Source organism: Occallatibacter sp. FHG110214_02, assembly GCF_059115385.1.
Window position 1 is genome coordinate 37,707 of record NZ_JBZYWK010000022.1, and the last position, 22,551, is coordinate 60,257.

Consider the following 22,551-nt stretch of genomic DNA (forward strand, 5'->3'; position numbering starts at 1 on the left):
GTTTAGACGGTTAATATGGCTTTCGCGCACAAGGGAAATCAACCAGATAACGAGAATCATCTGCTGGCAATTCTTGACACAATGAGCTTCAGCCATGAAACTGCCGTCAGGTGGCTTGTGGGCTGCCGCATTTCCGCAACTCGAAGGGCCCAGACGATATTGAGCGAATCCACCGCAGGCCGCCAGACGCTCCGACTCAACTCCACCATGGAAAGCGTGGAGGAGATTGAAGCCGTTGCGGAGAAGCTGGCCAAGGATGCCGGCTTTGACGAGGACGAGGCTTTTCACATCACCATGGCTGTGCGCGAGGCCGCGGTGAATGCCGTGCTGCATGGCAACGAGTACGACCCGGCCAAGCATGTAACGGCCAGCTTTGAGCTGACTGGGGCCGATGTGATTTTTACCGTGGGCGATGAGGGCAAGGGTGTGGACCCGGAGTCGCTGCCCGACCCGCTGGCTCCGGAAAACCTGTTGCGGGGGACGGGGCGCGGCATCTTTCTTATCCGCTCCTTCATGGATGAGGTACACTTTCGTCAACTGCATCCCGGCACTGAGCTGACCATGATTAAACATCGGCATCAGGCGGGAGCCTCATCTTGAAGATTCCAGCCGCCTGAGTGGCGTATCCGGCTGGTATAAAGAGATTTTCACCCGGACCTGTGCGGTCCGGATGCTATAACTAAGTACCGACTTAAGGAGGAGTTTCCGTGGCACTAACGATTGCTTCCCGTGAAGTGGATGGCGTAACGGTTCTGGATCTGGGCGGAAGGATTACCCTGGGCGAAGGCAGTGTGCAACTGCGCGAGGCCATTCGCGACCTCATCAGCAAGGGTTCCAAGAACATTCTGCTCAACCTGGGCGATGTGAACTACATCGATAGCTCGGGCCTGGGCGAGCTGGTGAGCGCTTTCACCACGGCCAAGAACCAGGGCGCGACGTTGAAGCTGCTGAACCTGACCAAGAAGGTCAAGGACGTGCTGCAGTTGACGAAGCTCTACACTGTGTTTGATATCTACGACAGCGAATCCACGGCCATCGCTTCTTACAAGTAAGCTGCGAGTTCACGAAAAAGAGCCATCCCTCGGGATGGCTCTTTTTGTCATACGTGGATTTTTGCTGCGTTAGAACTTGACGTTGGGGACGGCGCGCGACGCGGCGGATGCCTCGAAATAAGCCTCGTTGGACTTGAAGCCGAGGATGCCCGCCCAGATGCTGTTGGGGAACGAGCGCACGAAGGTGTTGTAGTCGCGCAGCGTGGTGTTGTAGGTGCGGCGCGAGACGGCGATGCGGTTTTCCGTGCCGGAAAGCTCGTCCTGCAGGCGCATGAACTGCTCGTTGGACTTGAGCTCGGGGTAGTTTTCCGTGAGCGCGAGCAGGCGGCCAAAGGCCCCATCGAGGGTGTTGTTGGCCGCGATTTTGTCCTGCGGGGTGTGCGCGTTGAGTAGACCGGCGCGGGCGTTGGCAATGTCACCAAAGACCGTGGTTTCCTGCTTGGCGTAGCCCTTGACCGTTTCCACGAGGTTGGGAATCAGGTCGGCGCGGCGCTGCAGGTTGATGTCTACCTGCGACCAGGCGGACTTTACGGCCTCGTCCTTTTGTACGAGCTGATTCTGCGTGCTCTTGAAGCTGCCAAAGACGAACAGCGCCGCAAGCACTAAAACGCCGAGAACTCCCAAACCAGCTAAACATCCCTTACCCATACTGTTGCTTTCTCCTTTCGCCCGTTGAGGGACGAACAAACAAACTTTACCTTACTTGTGTTGCCGGGACTACCTACCAGTCTCCGCCGGCGCCACCGCCACCAAAATCTCCACCACCAAAACCGCCGAAGCCGCCGCCTCCACCGCCGCTGTCTCCGCCACCACCGAAACCACCACCTCCACCCCAGCCGCCTCCACGCCAGTTGTCATTCCGGTAGCGCGGGCCGTTGTTCAGGCTGCCGAGGAAGAGGCCCCAACCTAGCCATCCGAAGATGGAGCGGGTGATGCCGAAGCCCCCGAAGAGGACGAGCAGGAAGAGGAAGAAGATGAGGATACCGAGGCCGGAACTGTGATGTACGCGGCGGCCGGGCTGCACGGCGAGCTGGTCGTCTTGCGCGCCCTGCAAGGTGATGTTGGCGTCCTTGGCAATGATCTGGCCTACGTGGCCGACTGCGCCGAGGAGAGCACCATCGTAATCCCCTGCCCTCAGGTCTACGCGCATCTCGCGGCCTATGTCGCCGACGAGGCCGTCGGGGAGGATTGGCTCAAGGCCGTAGCCTACGTCGATGCGGTATTTATGGTCCTGCACGGCGAGGAGGATAAGGACGCCTTTATCGGAGCCTTTTTTGCCGATTTTCCACTTGGTTTCAAGCTCGTTGGCCCAATCGGCAGGGTCGTCTCCGTCAAAGGTTTTTACCGTGACTACTGCGATTTGGGCGTTGGCTTGCGAGTGGTCTAACTGGCTGCAAAGGCTATCGATACGGGAGATTGCCGCAGGGGAAAGCACATGGGCCAGGTCGCTGACGTAGTCAGTAGGCCTGGGGAGAGAATCTACAGGCCTGGGGAGAGAATCTACGCTCTCTGCGTGGAGGAAAAGTGCGGAAAACAGAAGGAGCGAGGCAGCCAGCAACCTCATTCCGTACGCAACGCGGTGCGTTAAGACGTTCATCGCACTCTATTGTACGGGGATTGGGAGCAGAAAGTTCCGTGGTCCTAAGTAGAGGCTCAACTTGCAAAAGTATGCCTCAGGGGCTAAAGCCCGGTACATTTGTATGCCTTTTAATTGCCGGGGTATAAATCCCCGGCCTACCAGACGCGCCTTTCCAAAGAACTACAAGCCGTCCATCCCTTACTCGGAGATTCCGCCCATACAACTACTAAACTGGTAATACGATGACCGAACAAGTGATCCCCAACACTCCTGTTGCTTGCGTTGAACATACTGAAACTGCGCTCCATGGCGTAACGCTTGTGGATGACTATGCCTGGCTGCGCCAGAAAGAGAATCCAGAGGTTACGGCTTATCTTGATGCTGAGAATGACTACGCGGAAGCCGTGATGGCTCCGCAGGCCGCGTTGCGCGAGCAGCTATATGAAGAGATGCTGAGCCACATTAAGCAGACGGATGTGTCGGTTCCCTATCGCGATGGGGAGTGGTGGTATTACTCGCGCACCGAAGAGGGGTTGCAGTATGCGATTCACTGCCGCAAACGCGGTGGCGCGGCCGGGCCGGATGAGAATGCTGCCGAGGAAGTGATTCTGGATGGCAATGTGCTGGCCAAGGGGCATGCGTTTTTTGCGATTGGCGGGACGGATATCTCTGACGATGGACGCTGGCTGGCTTATAGCGTGGACACGACCGGGTTTCGGCAGTACACGCTGCATATTAAGGATTTGAAGACGGGCGAGATGCTGCCGGGGCAGGTGGAGCGGGTTGGCTCGATTGTGTGGGCCGCGGATAACTTTACGCTCTTTTACACCGTGGAAGATGAAGAGCAGAAGCGGCAGTATCAGCTTTGGCGGCATGGGCGCGGGACACCGTTTGCGGCGGATGCGCTGGTTTATCAGGATGATGACGAGCGGTTCAATGTGGGCGCGGGGCGCACGCGCGATGGGAAGTTTCTGATTCTTGAGTCGCACAGCCACATTACGAGTGAGTCGCATGTGCTGGCCGCGGATAAGCCTGAGGGCGAGTTCCAACTGATTGCGGCGCGCGAGGATGGGCATGAGTATTTTGTCGATCATCGCAATGGGCAGTGGTTTATTCGCACGAACGACAAGGGGCGTAATTTCCGGCTTGTGACGGCACCTGTGGATGCGCCTGATCGTGCCCACTGGGTTGAGCAGATTGCGCATCGCGAGGGCGTGATGCTGGAAGATGTGGACCTTTTCCGCGATTTCTTTGTTGCGTGCGACCGCGAGAATGGGCTGCCTCATCTGCGACTCTACAAGTTTGCTGGAGATGGGCCGGAGGCTAAGGCGTCTGGGGAGATTTCTTTCCCTGAGCCTGCTTATAGTGCGTATCCGCATATCAATCGCTGCTTTGACACGACGACGTTTCGTTATTCGTATCAATCGCTGGTTACGCCTAGTTCCGTGTTTGAGTATGGGGTTGCAAGTGGCGAGTCTACGCTGCTGAAGCAGGTGGAAGTACCGGGTGGCTTTGACCGCACACTTTATGCGAGCGAACGAATCCATGCAACTGCGGCGGATGGCGTGCAGGTTCCGATTTCGATTGTGTATCGCAAGGACAAGCGGGAGGCGGGCAAGAATCCGCTTTACGTTTATGGGTATGGCTCGTATGGCTATGCGCTGCCGCTTGGTTTTAGCGGGAACCGGCTGAGTTTGCTGGATCGCGGCATTGTGATGGCTTATGCGCATATTCGCGGAGGCGGCGACCTGGGCGAGACATGGCATGATGCCGGGAAGATGCTGACCAAGCTCAATACGTTTACTGACTTTATTGCATGCACGGAGCATCTTACGAAAAGCGGTTATGGCGATGCGGCGCGTGTGGCGATTGAGGGCGGCTCAGCGGGCGGGTTGCTGATGGGCGCGGTTACGAATATGCGGCCTGAGCTTTTCAGGGCTGTTGTTTCGCATGTTCCGTTTGTGGATGTGATGAATACGATGCTCGACGCTTCCCTGCCGCTGACGGTGCCGGAGTATGAAGAGTGGGGCAATCCGAATGAAGAGCAGTACTTCCAATACATGCTGCGCTATTCGCCGTATGACAATCTGAAGGCTGCGAAGTACCCGTCCATGCTGGTGAAAACCAGTTTGCATGATAGCCAGGTGATGTATTGGGAGCCGGCGAAGTATGTGGCGAAGCTGCGTACGCTCAAGCAGGATGCGAATCCGCTGCTGCTGGTGACGAATATGAAGGCTGGGCATGGCGGAGCCAGCGGGCGATATGACTATCTGAAGGAAATTGCGTTTGATTATGCGTTTGTGCTGCGGGAACTGGGAGTTGTGAAGTAGAGATTTGTGCGCCCCATGTCTCCAAAAGAAGGAGACATGGGGCACCCGCCGTATGGGTACGCCGAGATTATTTGCTTTCCTGCGGTGAGTTCAAGATTGCTTCGATGCCGCAACGTAATTGCCTTAGCAGTAGTTCGGAATCCATGTTTTCGGGGTCGAAGAGCCAATTGATGGCAAGTCCGTCTACCAACGCGGCAAACTGCGCGGCTTGCCTGCGCTGTGCTCGTGGGTCTTCCAGTCTCATTTCCGGAATCAGGTGATCAATGCGGGTTTCACCAGCGCACAGGCACATTTCCGTGAAGATGTCTGCTAGCCGTTTGGTGCGGTGTGGATGGCGAATTGCGTAGGCTTTGAATTCGAGGCTCAAAAGCATTTGCCAAGGGCGCTGAATGATTGCAGCCAAATGCTGCACCAGAATCTCGATGCGCTCTTTTCCGGATGTAGCTTCGATAAGAGGCTGCCGCAGGCTCTCCCTCTTTTCCATAATGTCTTCTTCAAAGATGGCGAAAAAGATGTCTTCCTTATCACGGAAGTGAGCATAGAAAGCGCCGCGTGTTTTGCCTGCAGCGGCTGCAATATCTTCAAGCCGCGTGAACTCAAAACCATCGCGCGCAAAGATTTCGCGCGCCGCATCCATGAGTTGCTTGCGTGTTTCCTGAGCCCGCTGTTGCTTGCTCGCATTGGCAAACGGGGCTAAGTGGTTTTCTTCAGATGTTTTTGAATCCAGCACAGCGTTTCTATAATCTCATAATTTACATACATGCGTGTATGTTTTTCGAGCGCAGATCAAGATTTCCCGTTTCCATGAGAGGTTACAGATGCAAATACAGAGGGCGACTCACCCCTTCAAGAATGAACGTTTTCTATATGGATCATGGGCCGCTGCCGGAGTGCTGGCGGTCTCTGCCTCGCTGCTGATGGGATGCAAGCCCTCACAGGGGGCGGCTCCCGCGATGGGCGCAATGCCGGTGACCGTGGTTAAGATTGCAACCTCAAACGTGCCACTCAAGAGCGCGTGGGTGGGCACGCTGGACGGTTATGTGAATGCGCAGATTCAGCCGCAGGTGAGCGGCTACCTGGTGAAGCAGAACTACCGTGAAGGCTCGCTGGTGCATAAGGGCGATGTGCTCTTTGTGATTGACCAGCGTCCTTTCCAGGCAGTTCTGGACCAGGCGCTGGGCCAGCAAGGGCAGGCTGAGGCGCAGCTTGCACAGGCACAGGCGCAGTTGGGATTGGCGGATATTAATGTGAAGCGCGATTCTCCGCTGGCGGCTCAGCATGCGATTGCGCAGAGCCAGCTTGATAATGAGTTGCAGACGCAGGCACAGGCGCAAGCGGCGGTGAAGCAAGCACAGGCGGCGATTGCGACAGCGAAAGCAAATGTGGAGACGGCGAAGCTGAATCTTGGATTCACCGAGGTTCGTTCGCTGATTAGCGGCATTGCTGGACAGGCTACGACACAGGTTGGCAATCTTGTGAGCCCGCAATCGGTGCTTACTTCGGTTTCCCAGCTTGATCCGATCAAGGCTTACTTCTCTATCAGCGATCAGGAATATCTTTCACTGGTTCAGCAAGCGCATGCGGGTGGCGGCGATCTGTTGAAGGCTTCCGCGAAGCTTCCGCTAACGCTGACGCTTGCTAATGGAGAAGTTTATCCGCACCAGGGCAACATCGTATTTGTTGACCGGCAGATGAATCAGCAGACGGGCGCGATTCGCATTGCGGCGGCGTTTGCCAATCCCGGCAATGTTCTGCGCCCCGGCCAGTTTGGCCGCGTCAGTGCGAATACCCAGGTTGCTACTTCCGCGATTCTGGTGCCGCAGGTTGCGGTATCGGAGCTGCAGGGACTGCAACAGGTGGCCACCGTTACGGCGGACAACAAGGTGCATATCGTGAATGTGCAACTTGGCACGCAGTATGGAAGCCAGTGGGTTGTGACCAGCGGCCTTGATGCTGGCGCGCGCGTGATTACCGACAACCTGCAAAAGCTGAGAGAAGGCGCTCCGGTTAATCCGCATGAGATTTCGCTCTCGGATGCGGATGCCGCCACTTCTACACTCGTCACCAGTTCTTCACCGGCGGGGAGGTAATAGGTGTCTAAGTTTTTTATCCGGCGACCTATCGTCGCCATTGTGATCGCGATTGTCACGGTTGTCGTTGGCCTTGTGTCGATGCTCAGCCTGCCGACAGCGCAATATCCGGACATTGTTCCGCCTGAGATTATGGCGCAGGCCACGTATCCGGGCGCGGACGCCAAGACGCTGCTGCAAGCTGTCGCCACGCCGATCGAGCAGCAGGTCAACGGCGTGGACAACATGCTGTACATGTACTCGGTCAATGCCAACAACGGCCAGGCCACCGTATATGTGGACTTCGACGTTAAGACCAACCCCGATATCGACCAGATTCTGACGCAGACGCGTGTTACACAGGCGCAGTCGCAGTTGCCTGCGGAAGTGAACACTGCCGGTATCACGGTGCAGAAGTCGCTGACTTCGCCGCTGATGATTGTCGGCATCAACTCGCCGGGCAACCAGTATGACGCTGCGTGGTTGACCAACTACGCGATTATCAACGTGCAAGACCAGTTGACCCGCGTGAAGGGTGTTGCCCGCGTGCAGGTGTTCGGCGGCCAGTATGCGCTGCGCATCTGGGTTGACCCGGACAAGTTGGCGAAGCTGGGCGTCACGGCGAATGACGTTATCGCCGCGCTGACTGTACAGAACAACGTAAACCCCGCTGGACAGATTGGCGGCGAGCCTGTGCCGCTAGGCCAGCAGTTTACCTACACGGTACGCACGCAGGGCCGTCTGGTTACGCCGGATGAGTTTGAAAAAATCATCATTCGCGCCAATCCTGACGGCTCTATTCTTCACCTGAGCGATGTGGCCCGCGTAGAATTGGGCGCCCAGTTCTACAACCTGCAGGCGCGCTACAACGGGGCTCCGGCCGGCATGATGGGCATCTACCAGTTGCCCGGCTCGAATGCAGTGGAAACGGCAAAGGCTGTCCGTGCGAAGCTCGATGAGCTTTCCAAGACCTTCCCTGCCGGAATTCGCTATGACGTTCCGCTCGACACGACAAAGGCTGTGACTGCAGGCATCAACGAAATTGTCGTAACGCTCGGTATTGCGCTGCTGCTCGTTATCCTTGTGGTCTTCCTGTTCCTGCAGGGATGGCGCGCTACGCTGATTCCGCTGATGGCTGTGCCTGTTTCGCTAATCGGCACGTTCGTCCTGTTCCCGCTCCTTGGATTTTCGATTAACACGCTCTCACTCTTCGGACTGGTGCTGGCTATCGGACTCGTTGTCGATGACGCCATCATCGTGGTTGAAGCTGTGGAGCATCACATTGACGAAGGACTGTCGCCGAAGGATGCTTCCATCAAGGCGATGGAAGAAGTGGGTGGGCCTGTTGTGGCCATCGCACTGATTCTGGCCGCGGTGTTCATTCCGACAGCAGCCATTCCAGGCATCACTGGACGCATGTATCAGCAGTTCGCTGTGACCATTGCGATCTCGGTGCTGATTTCGGCCTTCAACGCGCTTACGCTCAGCCCGGCTCTTTCCGCGCTGCTGCTGAAGCCGAAGGATCACACACGGCGTCAAGGGCCGCTGGCACGCTTCTTCGGGCTGTTCAACAAGGTCTTCAACAGAACAACCAGAGGTTATGTTTCTACATCGGAAGTGTTAATTCATAAGTCCGGCGCAACGATGCTGGCGCTTGTCGTCATCGCTGTGATTGCGGTCTTTATGGGTTCACGCCTGCCTACCGGCTTTATTCCGGAAGAGGATCAGGGCTATCTGTTTGCAGCGATGCAGTTGCCGGATGCAGCCAGCTTGCAGCGCACCGACGCAGCAGCGCTCAAGATTACACAGGTGCTGTTGAAGACTCCCGGCATTGGCGGCGTTATCCAGGTTGACGGTTTCAACCTGCTGACGCAGACACAAAGCACGAACACGGCCTTCTTCTTCATCTCGCTCAAGCCATGGGAAGAGCGCAAGACCAAGGAAGAGCAACTGAAAGCGATTCAGATGAGCGTGATTCAGCAGCTTGGTGCTGATAAGGACGCAATTGCCTTCAGCTTCCCGCCTCCGTCGATTCCCGGCGTTGGTACTTCGGGTGGTGTCACGATGATTCTCGAAGACCGCTCCGGTGGTGACGACCCGACGTTCCTTACCAAGAACCTCGGCGCGTTCCTTGGCGCTGTTGCGAAACACAAGGAAATTGCGGCCGCAATTCCCTCTTATCTACCGGCTGTGCCGCAGATTTATGCAGACGTGGATAAGGAAAAGGCGATGCAACAGCAGGTAGACCTGTCCAATGTCTACCAGACGATGCAGACCTTTATGGGCGGCTACCTTGTGAACTACTTCAACCGCTTTGGCCGCCAGTGGCAGACCTATGTAGAAGCCGAAGGCAGCTCGCGCACAAAAATTGAAAACATCAATCAGTTCTATGTGCGCAGCGCGAACGGCAGTCAGGTTCCGCTTGCTTCTCTGGTGCATGTGAAGCAGATTACCGGGCCTGAGTTCATCATGCGCTTCAACGAATTCAACGCGGCGCAGTTGAACATTACCGGAGCTCCGGGATACAGCTCAGGCCAGGTGCGAGCCGCGCTTGAAGCTGCCTTCAAGGAGTCGATGCCGGCAGGTATGAGCTACGACTACCAGGGTATGAGTTACCAGGAACAGGTTGCGGCCAAGGGCGTTCCAACGTGGGCGGTCTTCGGACTCTCGCTGCTCTTCGTCTTCCTGATTCTTGCGGCTCTGTATGAAAGCTGGACGTTGCCTTTCAGCGTACTGCTCAGCACGCCGGTTGCAATTCTTGGCGCGTATCTTGCGCTCAGCATGCGGTCGCTTGAGAACGATATCTTTGCCACCATCGGCCTCATCATGCTGATTGGTCTTTCGGCAAAGAACGCGATTCTGATTGTCGAGTTCGCGGTGGTGAACTACCGCGGCGGACACAGTATTGCAGAAGCGGCGTTGCATGCGGCTCGGTTGCGCTTCCGGCCAATCGTCATGACCGCGCTTGCGTTTATCTTTGGTTGCTTGCCCTTGTGGACAGCGACTGGAGCAGGATCGGCTTCGCGGCGGATTCTTGGCACCGTGGTTATCGGCGGCATGACGCTTGCTACCGTCATCGGAATCCTGATGGTTCCAGTTACGTTCTCGGTTGTCGAATTCCTCTCACACCGCTGGAAACACGGCGGAAAAGGAACCACCATGGACTCGAAGCATGCCCCTGAGCCACAGCATCCCGGCGAAGATCCAAAACTGGAAACGGAAGGAGGGCAGGCATAACCATGCAAGCCATAGTGAAAACATTCGCACTTTCTGCGAGCCTTGCCGCCGTCTTTCTTGCCGGCTGCAACGTCGGGCCGAAGTACGCCCGTCCGCAGATTACCGCGCCGCCAGCTTATCGCGGCGCGGACGAGGCCTCGGTGTCAAGCGACGCACAGAACTCTCTCGGCGACCAGCAGTGGTCCGCGGTTTTTCGCAAGCCTGAGCTGCAGGAGCTGATTCGTACGGCTCTTGCGAACAACCTTGACCTGAAGATTGCAGCGCAGCGCGTGCTGGAGGCTTCGGCGCAGGTACGTGTTACGCGCTCACAGCAGTTTCCGCAGGTTAGCATTGGCGGAAATGGCCTCGGCGCGGGCTTTGCGTCCGGCGAGTTCGGCGATAACGTCAGCAGCCCGCTTGTCAGCGGCGGCTTTAGCCTTTCCGCTTCGTGGACTCCTGATTTCTGGGGTCTTTATCGCAAGCAGACCGAGGCCGCTCGTGATCAGCTCCTGTCTCAAACATGGGCGCAGCGCGCGGTGCGCATGAGCCTTGTTTCACAGGTTGCCAGCACATACTTCCAGTTGCGCGCTCTCGACAAGCAACTGGAGATTGCGCAGCAAGCGGCCAAGGTTCGGCAGGATTCTGTTGAGCTAACGCGCAAGCTGGAGCAGGGCGGCGACGCTCCGCTCTCAGATGTGCGCCAAGCGGAACAGTTGCTCTACACAGCTACGTCGGAGATTCCGCAGTTGCAGCAGCAGATTCAGCAGAACGAGAATGCAATGCGGCTGCTGCTTGGGCAGGACCCCGGTCCTGTTGCGCACACCGACCCCACTGCGCTTGCGCCTGTGCCAGAGAATCTGCCCACGGGCCTGCCTTCTCAACTGCTCGAACGCCGTCCGGATATTCAAGAGGCGGAAGCTCAGTTGATGGCTGCGAATGCGCAGATTGGCGTGGCGCGCGCGCAGTTCTTCCCGCAGCTCTCTATCAGCGGTTCTGCAGGCATCAGCGGCGACTCGCTCTCGCAGTTGTTCAGCACGAATAGCTGGCTCGGCTACGGCATTGGACAGCTCACGCAACCTCTCTTTGAAGGCGGTAAGCTGCGTGGTCAGTTGCAGCTTTCCAAAGAGCAGAAGGAAGAGATGGTTTTGAATTACCGCAAGACCATCCTCGGCGCTTTCCGCGATGTTTCCGACTCGCTGATTGCGGTTAACAAGCAACGCTCCTCTCGCGCAGAGCAGGAGAAGCTGGTTACGGCTGCGGAGGACGCGACACGGCTTGCTCGTGTTCGCTATCAGGGCGGCGCGACGAGCTACCTGGAAGTGCTTACGACTGACTCGAACCTGCTGAGCGCGCAACTCAACCTGACTACCGCGCAGCAGAATGAGGCGCTGTCACTTGTGCAGCTTTACAACTCGCTCGGCGGCGGCTGGCAGTAAGCGGCTAAGCCTTACAACAAAGGACGGCGTCTTCTCAAGCGCCGTCCTTTTTATTTTTGGTCTATAAAACATTGGTCCGAATCTACGCAACAGGCTCTTCCCTGCCGGCAGCTTTGCTATCTCGATAAGCTTCACTTGATTGCGTCCAGCTGACTTTGCGGAATAGAGTTGTCAAGCCATCTCAAAACTCTCCTGTTCAATTCAGAACTTGGATAAAATATGCTCAAACTTAACTCACATCAACCATAAGTTATTCGTAAAAGTTCATTTATTCACATTTACGTTGTTACGGCAATGCAGCTTATAGACACAAGAATGTGAGCATGGCTATTCGCAGCCAGCTATTAGCAGCCGTCTGGAATCACAGACTAAAAATTATGGGGCTTGGGGGCTTTGATTCTCTAGGGAGCATTGCGATGTAAGTTCTTGATATTAAACAAACTATGGCTCCGCAGGTAGGACTCGAACCTACAACCCTTCGGTTAACAGCCGAATGCTCTGCCATTGAGCTACTGCGGAATAACTGGCGTTGAATTGTCCTTATTCAAGGTAACAGACAAGGGCCTGTGAGTCAAAGTCTGCAAGCTCCTTTTTCTTCTGCTACCTGCGCGGCTTCTCTGGACAGGAAACTTCGGCCGGTTGCGTCACAGTAAAAGCTCCTTTTGCAGGTCAGAAACCGCACTTCTCCGGCTGGTAGCATAGAGAAAGGAGCCTGCATTTACCCAATGAAATTACAGATCCCCGAAGGCGAGTTTCGCGCCTACCTTTTTGATTGCGACGGCACTGTCGTTGATTCCATGCCCCTGCACTACATTGCCTGGAAAAAGTCACTGGCGGAGTGGAACTGCGTTTATGAGGAAAAGCTCTTTTATGACTGGGGAGGTCGCCCCATCCGAGAGATTATTTCCCTGTTGAACGAGATGCAGGGACTGAACATGCCGGTTGAAGAGGTCGCCATTCGTAAAGAGGAGTTCTACTTTGAGCTGCTGCCGCAGCTTAAGGCGATTCCGGAAGTGGTAGCGCATGTGGACGCCATGCACGGCAAGCTTCCCTTCGCCATTGCCTCGGGAAGCCGTCGCGACTCTGTGGAAAACTCCCTCAAGATTACGGGACTGATTCACAAGTTCGACACACTGGTTTGCGCCGAAGATTATAAGAAAGGCAAGCCTGCGCCAGACTGTTTTCTGTTGGCAGCCGAACGGCTTGGCATAGCTCCGAAAGATTGCCTTGTTTTTGAAGACACCGATCTCGGCATTGAAGCGGCAACCGCGGCAGGAATGGCTTCTGTTAAAGTTCCGCAGCCGCTGGAACGCGTTGGCTAAGCTGCGTCAACCGCCTATCTGCAAATTCAATGTATTCAAGGCTAAGGCGTGTGAGTAAACTGTACTCATCGTGCTCACACGCAATCCAATTGATCGCCGAACCTTTCTGAAGGCTGCAGCCGCTACGGCTGCAGCGCAAGCTGTGCTTCCAGCAGAGGCACAAGCCGCACCGCTCAAGCCATTCGCGCTTGGTCTTCTTATCTCGCCTGCTCCTGCGCCTGAGGAAAAGCTTCGACTCCTCACTGAGCTTGGCTTTAACAATTGCTACCTTTCGCTGGACTCCTATATCAACGACGGCAAGAACGGCTTTACGCCGGAAGTTGTGCGTCTTTATCGCGGGCTACTTGCGAAGTACGGCGTTACCGTAACCACGGTAGAGGTCGTCGGACCGCCGCCGCTCGAGTGGAATTTCCTTCGCGGGCCAGCCACGATTGGCATTGTGCCGCCCGCTACGCGCGCTGCGCGCATTGCCGCGCTCCAATACGCCTCAGACTTTGCGCATGAGCTTGGCATTCAGCAGGTGCAGACGCACTGCGGATTTCTTCCTGAAAATCCCGACGATCCTCTATACCCACAAACTGTAGAGGCAATTCGCACCATTGCCGAACACTGCCGCGCCAATGGGCAGTATTTTCTAATGGAAACAGGCCAGGAGACGCCTACCACCATGTCCCGCGTCCTGCATGATGTGGGCATGCCCAATCTTGCGGTTGGGCTCGATACGGCGAACCTCATTCTTTATGGCAAGGCGAATCCGGTGGACACTGTTGATATTCTTGGGCCACACATACGCGGGGTTCATGCGAAGGACGGGCACTGGCCAACCGACCCCTCCGAGCTTGGCGAGGAAGTAGCGATTGGCAAGGGGCTCGTTAACTTCCACGAGGTCTTCCGCAAGCTGCGCGCAGCCGGTTATCAAGGCGCGGTGACGATTGAGCGGGAAACATCTGGCCCGCAGCAGATTGAAGACGTAAAGCAGGAGAAGCTTTATCTTGAACGCGTGCTTCGTGAAGTTATTCCGAGCTGATTATTCCGCTCCTTCACCGTGCTTCCATCAAAGGAAATCTCATGAACCGTCGTGAATTTGTAACTGCCGCAGCAAGTCTTATTGTTGTGAAACCCTCCACCGTTTTTGGATATGAAGCGAACTCCACCGTTAACCTTGGGCTGATCGGCTGCGGCAATCGCGGCACGGAAGTTGCTTCGTCCTTTGCACGCAACACCGCTGCGCGAGTTGTGGCGCTGGCGGATATTTTTCCCGATAAGCTGGCCGCCGGGCGGGACCACTTCAACCAGCTCAATGCAAAGCTGGGGCATGCACCTATTGCAGAGTCACAGCTTTTCCACGGAGCGGAGTCTCATGCTGCGATCTCGCACTCCCCCGCTGTTGATTTGATCCAGATTTCTTCGCCGCCGTTCTTCCATGTACATCATCTGGAAGGCGCAGTGGCCGCAGGCAAACATGTTTATTGCGAAAAACCCGTTGGCATTGACGTGAAGCAAGCTCAGCATGCGCTTGAGATTGCGAAACGCGTGAAGCCAGGCCAGTCTGTTGCTGTCGGTTTCCAGTGCCGCAATGCTCCGCCGATTGCAGAAGTAGCACACCGCATTCAGTCCGGCGCACTTGGCCACGTCGCGACTGTCTCCGGGCATTACTATGCGCCTGCATCTACTGAGAAAAAGCGAGAAGGAGCAGGCAAGGACGAATACCGCTTGCGCAACTGGCTTTGGGACCGTGCGCTCTCCGGGGACATTCTTGTGGAGCAGAACATTCACATTATTGACCTTGCCAACTGGATGCTGGGATCGCATCCAGTGAAGGCTACGGCCACGGCAAGCCGTACGGTGATAAACCATTTTGGGGACTGCTCGGATAACTACCAGGTCACCTATGTTTATGAGGCACCTGCTGGCGGCAATCCAATTCACTTCTCCTTTGCGTCTACGCAGTTTGGTTCCTATGGCTTTTTTGATGCGGGTCTGGAGTTCTTCGGATCAGAGGCTTCTGCGACCGCGCCCTACTCGGGGCCGGTGCACATTGTCGGCGCGAATGCCTGGGAGTGGAAAGACACCGCGGCACCAACTGCGCAGCCCGCCCAGTTTGCCGCCAATGGGGCCTTCCATGACAATCTCGAGTTTGCCGACCGTGACAAAGAGCGCGCAGTAATTGACAGCATTGTCTCCGGTCACGCTCTCAATGAGATTACCGCAGGTGTAGATACGGCTCTGAGCTGCATGCTGGGACGCATGGCCGCTTATACAGGCCGCGCGATTACCTGGGATGAGTTGCTTGCTCATGGCGAAACCTACGAGCTTGGCTTCGACCTGAAGCAGTTCGCTTAACTTTTAAGCAAACTGCAGAATTTGCTTTCTTCAACATCGCTGCTGCATCATACTTGCTGCATGAATCCGCATGGTCTTGCTTCTTCCGTAATCTCCCGTACGCGTAGGGACTTTCTGCGAAGCAGTATGGGGCTTCTATCCGCGCCGTGGTGCAGCAGCGTTATTCGCGCGCAATCTATCTCGCGCCATTTTCCGTCTGAGAAAACCATCCTTGTCACTTTCGGTGGAGGCGCACGCGACGATGAGACCTTTGCTGAAGATGGCCACCAGAATATTCCGCATCTGCTGAAAGAACTGCTACCGCAAGGCACTTTTTTCACGCAGGTCATCAATGCCGGCATCCTGGGACACTATGTTGCAACGGCAAGCATTGTGACAGGCGTCTACGAACGGTTCGATAATTTCATTGCGCAGCCTCCACCAAATGCAACGTTATTTGAGTGCTTCCGTAAAGGGTTGCGGCGCCCTTCAACTGACGCATGGGTGATTGCGCCCAGCAACGGATTTCAGCGCATTGGGAGCAGCAGTAACTCCGCCTTTGGACCAGGCTTTGGTGCGGGAGTGATTCTGCCCAAGCGTCTGCTTGGTGCTGCACTGCACAATGGCACACCGGGATTGGAAAACAATCTTACGCATCTTCTGCAAGACAATTACGAGATGCCGGTCTATCAGGCTGACGAGACAGCCTACGACCACGAACTGCATCTCAACATGCTGGAATCTGCGCTCAAGGTTTCCGTGAGCGATTTCGTGCAGCATGCGAGAACGCTGGACAGTGCAGATGAATTATCTATCTACATTACGTGGCAGTTGATGAAGCAGCATGCGCCTTCCCTCATGATGCTTACGCTGCATGATATGGATATTGCGCACTCCGGTGCTTTCTCGCTCTATGTGGATGCGATTCAACGGGCGGACCGGCTGTGCGCCGAGTTGTGGACGATGATTCAGTCGGATCCGGAGTACAAGGACCGAACGACGCTCTACATCATGCCCGATTTTGGACGCGATTCCGACGACGACCCTTCCGGCAATGGCTTTCAGCACCATCGCACAGGTGGAGCTTCGGCACGCACCACCTGGCTGCTGGCTCTTGGGCCTCATATTCGTCAAAACACAATCGTGGAACACCCAATTGAATCAATCGATCTGGTTCCTACAATAGGACGGCATCTCGGCTTTACCACCACCTCAACAGGCCGCATCATTGAGGAGTTGGCATGAAGCCGGACCAGTTACGCGCGCAGGACTTTCATCCATATCCGTCTCAGGGGCGTGAGTTTGCTGTGGAGTATCTGTCGCTCTTGCGGCGGTTGCCGCTCTCGGTATGCCCATCCTTTCTGGCACAGATTCAGCAATTCGATACAAGCTTTCCGGCAGAGCGAGCGGCTCTGCGGCACCAATGCGATTTTCTTCTGCACATGGAATCGGAGCAATTCGCAAAACTTGTGTTGCCTTTTGAGCACATTGAGTTGTCCTCCGAGTTGAAGTCCAGCGACTGGGTTCAGTCGCCTGCCAGCTTCATCACCAATCTTTCAGCGCATCTCTGGTCAAGTGGGCAGATTGATTCGTTTCGCAAGGCATCCACTGCATTCTTCGCGGCCATTCCAGCTCGCGACGTAGCTCCACATCGAATGACCGTAGTGGTACTAGGCCGTGAGGCCAGCACGCCAACCACACCAATCTTTCAGAAGCTAAGGCGGCACGGCGTAATGCTGACAGCGCTGGACACAAAAGATATGCCTTCGCAAATCTTTCGCGTCTTTCGCGAACATGCAACTCTCTCTTCCGAAACATACGCGCACTGGTACGTGGATGGTGGAGAGCCATGGGCAGAAGATTATGCGTCTGTGCCTGGCGCAATTTGCGTAACGTATCCAGCATTGGCTCCGTTACGCAAGCATGTGCTTGCAAGTATGGAGAACGTGACAACCAGCGGTGGCGGAGGCGCGGAGTTTATGCGCACGCGACTTGCTGAAATCAACGCAAAGCAGTTGAACGCTATTGCGGTTACACCTGATCCTATTTTGCAAAGGTTCTATACCGAGTTATTCACGGAGAGCTCTGGACCACAATTATTCAGCACCAGCTTTGTACAGTGGGCAGGACGTGAGCTTGCGCGCCGTGCGCAACCACAAACGCTTCTGCTGCGTTATGCGCCTCGGCAGCGCTACCGCGCGTTTGAGGAACTACTGCGCAATACCGACCCACAGAGCACGGACCCAGAAGGTTCCCTACGAGATGCGGACATGGGCGCATGGTATAGCTGGATTGAAATGAACCGAATTACAGCTCCGAACAAGGGCACGTTCTTTGCCTGGCTTGAGGACACGAAGCAAGCTGTACTGATTGGCACCAATGCTCCTTCCGGCACAACTTGCAGCACTCTGCTTACTCTTGAACAGGCTCTCCGCACATTCGCATAAGCAGCCCGCAAATCTTCCAAACGCCTGTAAGCCGGCGACATAATCTCGCGTGATATCGTGCCAAATAGGAACAAATCCCATAACGCTGCGCCCCGTACGCAGCCTTACCCGCAAGGAGAGCAATGAAGAGCATCAGGTCATCCCACATGAAACGATTTCTACACAGCATGTTGAACATCTCCCTTGTGGCAGGCGTAGCATCTGGAGGAGCTTCGTATGGGGTTGCACAAAATGCAGTTGATCTGAAGCCCACGCCGCAGCAGACCGAGTGGCAGGATATGGAGTTTGGCGTAATCCTGCACTTCAGCACGAATACATTTCTCAATCGCGAGTGGGGCGATGGAACCGCCAGCCCGCAGGTCTTTAATCCAACCAACTTCGATCCCGATCAGTGGATGAAGGCAATTCGAGCCTCGGGCGCAAAGTACGTTGTGCTTGTTGCCAAGCACCATGATGGCTTTTGCCTGTGGCCAACGGAGCAAACGGATTACAGCATCAAGCAAAGCCCGTGGAAGAATGGCAAGGGCGATATCGTCGGTGAGGTTGCGAAAGCTGCACGCGCAAACGGCCTTAAATTTGGTGTTTATCTCTCGCCGTGGGATCGGCACGAACCGAAGTACAAGGACCCCGCTGCTTATGATGCTTACTACAATGCTGAGCTAACAGAGTTAGCATCGCACTATGGCGACCTGGTAGAGTTCTGGCTTGACGGCGCAGGCAGCACTGGCCGGACATATGATTTTGGACGGATTATTGAAACGCTGCGAACCTATCAGCCGAATACGATTGTCTTTGCAGACACGGGACTCTTTGAATACGGCGATGCGCGCTGGGCCGGCGATGAGAGCGGCAAGATTGAATATCAGAACTGGAATGTAATTGATCGCCACGGCTATCTTCGCTGGCGTCCAGTTGAGGTTGATACTCCGCTGCGTAAGCTGCACTGGTTCTGGCATCCAAATGACGAGGCATCCCTGAAGAGCGTAGACGAACTCATCGACAGCTATGAAAATGCTGTTGGCCACGGCGGACAGTGGATGCTGGGTGTAGCTCCGGATAATCGTGGCCTGCTGCCGGATGTAGATGTAGCGCGCCTGCACGAACTTGGCGAAGCAATTCACGAGCACTACTCTCACAGCCTGCTGGAAACACATCTGTCAGCGGATGACAACACGACAAAAGCACTCGACAACGATACTGACACCTTTTGGAGTGCTCCATCTGGCTCAAAGACAGCAACACTGGAAGTTCGCCTCCCCAAGCCAATTACCTTTGACCACACGCTAACAATGGAATGGCTGGTAGATGGCCAGCATGTGCAGAAGTACAGCATTGATGCGTGGGTGGACGGACAATGGAAGAGCATCGTGACAAGCTACGCAATCGGTCACAAGAAGATTGACCACTTTGCGCCTGTCACTGCACAGCGGCTAAGGTTGAATATTCTTGCCGCCTCTGGCGATGTTCGCATTCGGGAATTCCAAGCCTTTTCTCTCGACAGCACAAACAAGTAGTTATCGCTTGTCGAATTCAGATACCAAGAAACATAGCTGCAGGAGTCTTTTGCTCATATCGAACTTCCCGCGGAAGTTCGATATGAGGAAGATGCGAATAAGATTGCCGCTCCAGAAGAAACATCGCTCCAAAAACCATAACGACCACCGCAATTCCTATCCAGATTCCGCGCTGCAGAAAAAACGAGAACAAGAAACCGCCCAGGATAACTACTCCAATGGCATCTATTACCTCAAAGCCTTGAAACACTGGCAAAAGCGCAAGGATATCTGAGTGGCTGGAGCCTGCAAAACAGATAGAAACCGCCCACGCTGTTACTCCGATTAACATACAACTCATGGAAAGCCTGCCTATTCTGGAGGCAGGTGTGCATCGAAGAGCGCTAATTAACAAGAGCGCAATAGGCACACAGAATTGAACAATCTCACCACTCTGTATTCCGCGAATAGAAGTATCCATTTGACGAAGTACAGTGGCTGCATTTGCATGGAAAAGTGAAACGCTCTCGAGCACCTGGGAAAGCAATGCGCACCCGGCAATAGGGACTATGCACATCGTGGCTGCCGCAATATATTTACGACCGCCCGTTAGCGTATACACCACAATCAGGATTGCAAAGTGCAGGCCTTCCAAAGGGTACGCAATGGCAGCGAGAAGAAGATAAACTACACATCGTTTCCATGACCGATCGAGACTGGCCACAATAGCGAATAGACCAAACGGAGTCGCGATGGATCGCGGTGTCAGATACGGTTCCATCAGATGCAATGGCGTACCCACCACAGGCAGCGCAAAGCATGCTGCCGCGAGCAGCATCGCTCCAGCGCGAGCCCATTTTGAATCAAACAATCGCTCCGAAAGAAGATTGCATGCCAGAAGGAAGGCGGCAATCGACGCAAGATAGAAGGTCAGCAATACAAAGCCAAGCGGTAGGCCAGCATGAGCCATCAGGTCGGCAAGCACGCGGGAAAGAACGAAAGGCTCGGCTTCGTTAGGATGCGGATGATATCCGTTAACAACAAAGACAAGCAAACAGAGAGCCATGAACCACATCGCTCTCTTCCATGACCATCTGCTGGCAGATTGATTCTCCTGCATGGAACTCTGCCCTGCATTTCTCCATGCGGCACGCAGCACATAATCGGTAGGCACCCTACGCCACCTTTCTCAATTTCCCTTCCCGGAGCAGTTCATAAATCTCGCCACGGTAAGAGACATGATTGTGAAAATAGCTGGCTGCCCAGAAAATGAATCCCATGAAATCTCGAAGTGGGTAGAGCCACGCTTTGCGTGCGGAGACTTGATCGCCTACCACCATCACTGCAACTAACCAGCAAAGAAGCATCTTGCTTACTACGCAGACCAGCAAGAGGGCCACCCCCCATTCAACGCGATGAATGCCCGCGGATGCAGCCAGACCGAGCAGTCCAAATGGCATGCCAAACGTTAGCACCGTTCCAGCGTGACCATATGGTCGAGAAAACCGGGTGCTTGTCGCCCAACCCAGTTGATGTTTCATGCTGCTTGCGAAGGAGAGATTCCAGATGTGATGCTCAATCACATAAGACGACAATAGAACTCGATAGCCATTCTTAGCAGTCCAGTTCCCCAGAACGAAGTCGTCTGCATAGTATTGAGCCACGGCCATAAATCCGCCGATTTTTTCGATCACGCTCTTGCGCAAAATCATTGTGGGACCAAGAGCAAACTGCATCCCTTCCAGCATTTCTGCAACAAGGACGCCTGAAGTCATCTCGATAGACATTCCCATCGCTTCAAGCTCTGCCCAGAATCCGCGGGGGCTGACGCCCCTGTAGATACATGTCGCCAACCCTACACTCGTGTCGCGGAATGGCTGAGCGATCGCAGACAGATAGTCGTGCCCCACTCTCACATCACTGTCAGCGGTGACAAGAATTTCGTGACGCGCCAGGTTGCGCATCTTCTCCAACGAATAGGTGCGCGCATTCGGCCACTCAGGCTCACCGCAAGTAACGATAGTTGTGCGAATGCTTGAATATTGTGCGGACAACTTTCGCGCAATGGCTAGACCTTCATCGCTGCTGTGCCGTGCACAGAAGAGGATTTCAAACTCTGGATAATCTTGCTCAAAGAAACTGATGAGGTTTTCTTCGAGACCAGGCTCCGCGCCATGCAGAGGCTTCAAAACACTCACTGGAGGCGAAAAATCTTCCGTATCTCCAGAAGCCCGAGAATGGAACCGCAGTGCAGCGAATGCCGCCATCAAGCAATAGATTGTTGAAGTAGTTACGCCAACCACCGCAATCACGACGAAAAGCATCAGGCAACCGTGCACTGCGAAACCTATCATCACCTTTACCTCACCTGTGCAATCTGCTTCTGCTTTTGTGAGGGGCGGAAGTGGTAAACGAAGCTGATTGCCGGAGTATTCGTCACCGTAAAGAGCCTCTGCTTGGAGAAATCCGGGGTATCGATGGCAAAGTCAGGCATCTTGTAGAAGAGGCCGCGATACTCTGCACGAAGAGAAAAATGGCGGCTGAGATCATATTCGCCGCCAACTCCAAAAAGCATGGCCGGACGTGTCTCCTGATGAGCAAACGATGCATCCGTTGGATCAAAGAAGAGGCCGCCTCCGCCGAACTGCCCAAAGCTGCGAAACAGCTTGGAGCGCGGCCCGTTAAAGGCATACGCCACCGTCAGTTCGTACATGTGCGAATCCAGCGAGCCTGTAGTGGTATCACCAAGAGTCTGGGTGGAACCTGTGCCTACCTTCGGCAGAAGAGCCTGCGCCTGGGAGTCGGTTTGCGTGAACTGCGTATAGCTGAAATTTACGTTGTAACCAAGATAGGGCCTGAAAGCCTGATGAAAGGTGAAGAGCGCGCCCGCTGAGGGTGATGCGGTCTGTCCTCGTTGCGTTACCCACTGGTATGGTCCATTGGGCCGCGCATCCGATGTAAGCCTGTTAAAGGTCATTTGCCCCATCAGGCCGAGAGATACATCCATGCCAGGCGTAAAATTCTGATCTTTCGCCTGTTTCGGAGTTTGCGAAAAAGAAGTCTTGCTCAACAACAGCAGAGAGAGCGTGAAAATTGATGCGCGTGAAGCAATGCAAAACAGCCGGTACTTAAACAATATGCAAGTCTCTCCTTGAAGACTTCTGCTTTAAAGAGAACAGCACGGCCAGAATCTACCCCCCGGCAGACAGATTTTTTTGCGCATCCTCCTGCACGGCCGCTGGAAGTCTCCATCTCATAAAATGAAACAAGGGGAAATATTTTTCC

At 54.8% G+C, this 22,551-nt stretch carries 18 protein-coding genes and 1 tRNA gene; 12 read left to right on the forward strand and 7 right to left on the reverse strand.

The window, feature by feature from the left end:
- The first annotated feature begins 159 nt into the window (after window positions 1-159).
- Window positions 160-600: an ATP-binding protein gene (locus AC5S3R_RS16765; protein WP_494268306.1), complete on the forward strand. Its 441-nt coding sequence runs from the start codon at window positions 160-162 to the stop codon at window positions 598-600.
- A gap of 107 nt (window positions 601-707) precedes the next feature.
- Window positions 708-1,052: an STAS domain-containing protein gene (locus AC5S3R_RS16770; RefSeq protein ID WP_494268307.1), complete on the forward strand. Its 345-nt coding sequence runs from the start codon at window positions 708-710 to the stop codon at window positions 1,050-1,052.
- Window positions 1,053-1,121: 69 nt separating this feature from the next.
- On the opposite strand, the gene AC5S3R_RS16775 is transcribed toward AC5S3R_RS16770, so the two are convergent.
- The gene (locus AC5S3R_RS16775; protein ID WP_494268308.1) at window positions 1,122-1,700 is read right to left on the reverse strand and encodes a LemA family protein; all 579 of its coding nucleotides are present in this window, start codon (window positions 1,698-1,700) and stop codon (window positions 1,122-1,124) included.
- 73 nt (window positions 1,701-1,773) lie between these two features.
- Window positions 1,774-2,649 carry a TPM domain-containing protein gene (locus AC5S3R_RS16780; protein ID WP_494268309.1) on the reverse strand — a complete coding sequence of 292 codons (876 nt, stop codon included), beginning with the start codon at window positions 2,647-2,649 and terminating at the stop codon, window positions 1,774-1,776.
- A gap of 224 nt (window positions 2,650-2,873) precedes the next feature.
- On the opposite strand from AC5S3R_RS16780, the gene AC5S3R_RS16785 reads away from it, so the two are divergent.
- Window positions 2,874-4,961, forward strand: coding sequence for a S9 family peptidase (locus AC5S3R_RS16785; RefSeq protein WP_494268310.1), 2,088 nt, complete (start codon window positions 2,874-2,876; stop codon window positions 4,959-4,961).
- Between the two features lie 67 nt (window positions 4,962-5,028).
- Here the strand turns inward: AC5S3R_RS16785 and AC5S3R_RS16790 are convergent, their stop codons facing one another.
- Complete coding sequence (locus AC5S3R_RS16790) at window positions 5,029-5,691, reverse strand: TetR/AcrR family transcriptional regulator (RefSeq protein ID WP_494268311.1); 663 nt, start codon at window positions 5,689-5,691, stop codon at window positions 5,029-5,031.
- An 88-nt stretch (window positions 5,692-5,779) separates the two neighbouring features.
- On the opposite strand from AC5S3R_RS16790, the gene AC5S3R_RS16795 reads away from it, so the two are divergent.
- Genes AC5S3R_RS16795 through AC5S3R_RS16805 form a run of 3 tightly spaced genes read left to right on the forward strand, consistent with a single transcriptional unit; the run spans window position 5,780 to window position 11,682 of the window.
- Complete coding sequence (locus AC5S3R_RS16795; protein WP_494268312.1) at window positions 5,780-7,051, forward strand: efflux RND transporter periplasmic adaptor subunit; 1,272 nt, start codon at window positions 5,780-5,782, stop codon at window positions 7,049-7,051.
- A 3-nt stretch (window positions 7,052-7,054) separates the two neighbouring features.
- Window positions 7,055-10,267 carry an efflux RND transporter permease subunit gene (locus AC5S3R_RS16800; RefSeq protein ID WP_494268313.1) on the forward strand — a complete coding sequence of 1,071 codons (3,213 nt, stop codon included), beginning with the start codon at window positions 7,055-7,057 and terminating at the stop codon, window positions 10,265-10,267.
- A gap of 2 nt (window positions 10,268-10,269) precedes the next feature.
- A complete protein-coding gene (locus AC5S3R_RS16805; RefSeq protein WP_494268314.1) occupies window positions 10,270-11,682 on the forward strand; it encodes an efflux transporter outer membrane subunit in 1,413 nt (470 codons plus the stop codon).
- A 444-nt stretch (window positions 11,683-12,126) separates the two neighbouring features.
- Here the strand turns inward: AC5S3R_RS16805 and AC5S3R_RS16810 are convergent.
- Window positions 12,127-12,201: transfer RNA gene (locus tag AC5S3R_RS16810), tRNA-Asn, on the reverse strand.
- A 206-nt stretch (window positions 12,202-12,407) separates the two neighbouring features.
- Here AC5S3R_RS16810 and AC5S3R_RS16815 point away from each other — a divergent pair.
- The 6 genes from AC5S3R_RS16815 to AC5S3R_RS16840 all read left to right on the forward strand — a co-directional run bounded on the left by AC5S3R_RS16815 (window position 12,408) and on the right by AC5S3R_RS16840 (window position 19,287).
- Window positions 12,408-13,004 carry an HAD family hydrolase gene (locus AC5S3R_RS16815; protein WP_494268315.1) on the forward strand — a complete coding sequence of 199 codons (597 nt, stop codon included), beginning with the start codon at window positions 12,408-12,410 and terminating at the stop codon, window positions 13,002-13,004.
- 70 nt (window positions 13,005-13,074) lie between these two features.
- Window positions 13,075-14,031: a sugar phosphate isomerase/epimerase family protein gene (locus tag AC5S3R_RS16820; RefSeq protein ID WP_494268316.1), complete on the forward strand. Its 957-nt coding sequence runs from the start codon at window positions 13,075-13,077 to the stop codon at window positions 14,029-14,031.
- Between the two features lie 41 nt (window positions 14,032-14,072).
- Complete coding sequence (locus tag AC5S3R_RS16825; RefSeq protein WP_494268317.1) at window positions 14,073-15,347, forward strand: Gfo/Idh/MocA family protein; 1,275 nt, start codon at window positions 14,073-14,075, stop codon at window positions 15,345-15,347.
- A 126-nt stretch (window positions 15,348-15,473) separates the two neighbouring features.
- Window positions 15,474-16,571 (forward strand): hypothetical protein, encoded by a 1,098-nt coding sequence (locus tag AC5S3R_RS16830; protein WP_494268318.1) that lies wholly within the window; start codon window positions 15,474-15,476, stop codon window positions 16,569-16,571.
- Window positions 16,568-17,773, forward strand: coding sequence for a hypothetical protein (locus tag AC5S3R_RS16835; RefSeq protein ID WP_494268319.1), 1,206 nt, complete (start codon window positions 16,568-16,570; stop codon window positions 17,771-17,773). Before AC5S3R_RS16830 ends, AC5S3R_RS16835 begins: the two co-directional genes overlap by 4 nt.
- A 146-nt stretch (window positions 17,774-17,919) precedes the next feature.
- Window positions 17,920-19,287 carry an alpha-L-fucosidase gene (locus tag AC5S3R_RS16840; RefSeq protein WP_494268320.1) on the forward strand — a complete coding sequence of 456 codons (1,368 nt, stop codon included), beginning with the start codon at window positions 17,920-17,922 and terminating at the stop codon, window positions 19,285-19,287.
- Between the two features lie 16 nt (window positions 19,288-19,303).
- Here the strand turns inward: AC5S3R_RS16840 and AC5S3R_RS16845 are convergent, their stop codons facing one another.
- Genes AC5S3R_RS16845 through AC5S3R_RS16855 form a run of 3 tightly spaced genes read right to left on the reverse strand, consistent with a single transcriptional unit; the run spans window position 19,304 to window position 22,402 of the window.
- Window positions 19,304-20,440 (reverse strand): hypothetical protein, encoded by a 1,137-nt coding sequence (locus tag AC5S3R_RS16845; RefSeq protein WP_494268321.1) that lies wholly within the window; start codon window positions 20,438-20,440, stop codon window positions 19,304-19,306.
- 1 nt (window position 20,441) lies between these two features.
- Window positions 20,442-21,620: a bacteriohopanetetrol glucosamine biosynthesis glycosyltransferase HpnI gene (gene hpnI, locus AC5S3R_RS16850; protein WP_494268322.1), complete on the reverse strand. Its 1,179-nt coding sequence runs from the start codon at window positions 21,618-21,620 to the stop codon at window positions 20,442-20,444.
- Between the two features lie 5 nt (window positions 21,621-21,625).
- Entirely contained in the window at window positions 21,626-22,402 is a 777-nt protein-coding gene (locus AC5S3R_RS16855; RefSeq protein ID WP_494268323.1) for an outer membrane protein, read from the reverse strand.
- Between the last annotated feature and the right edge of the window lie 149 nt (window positions 22,403-22,551).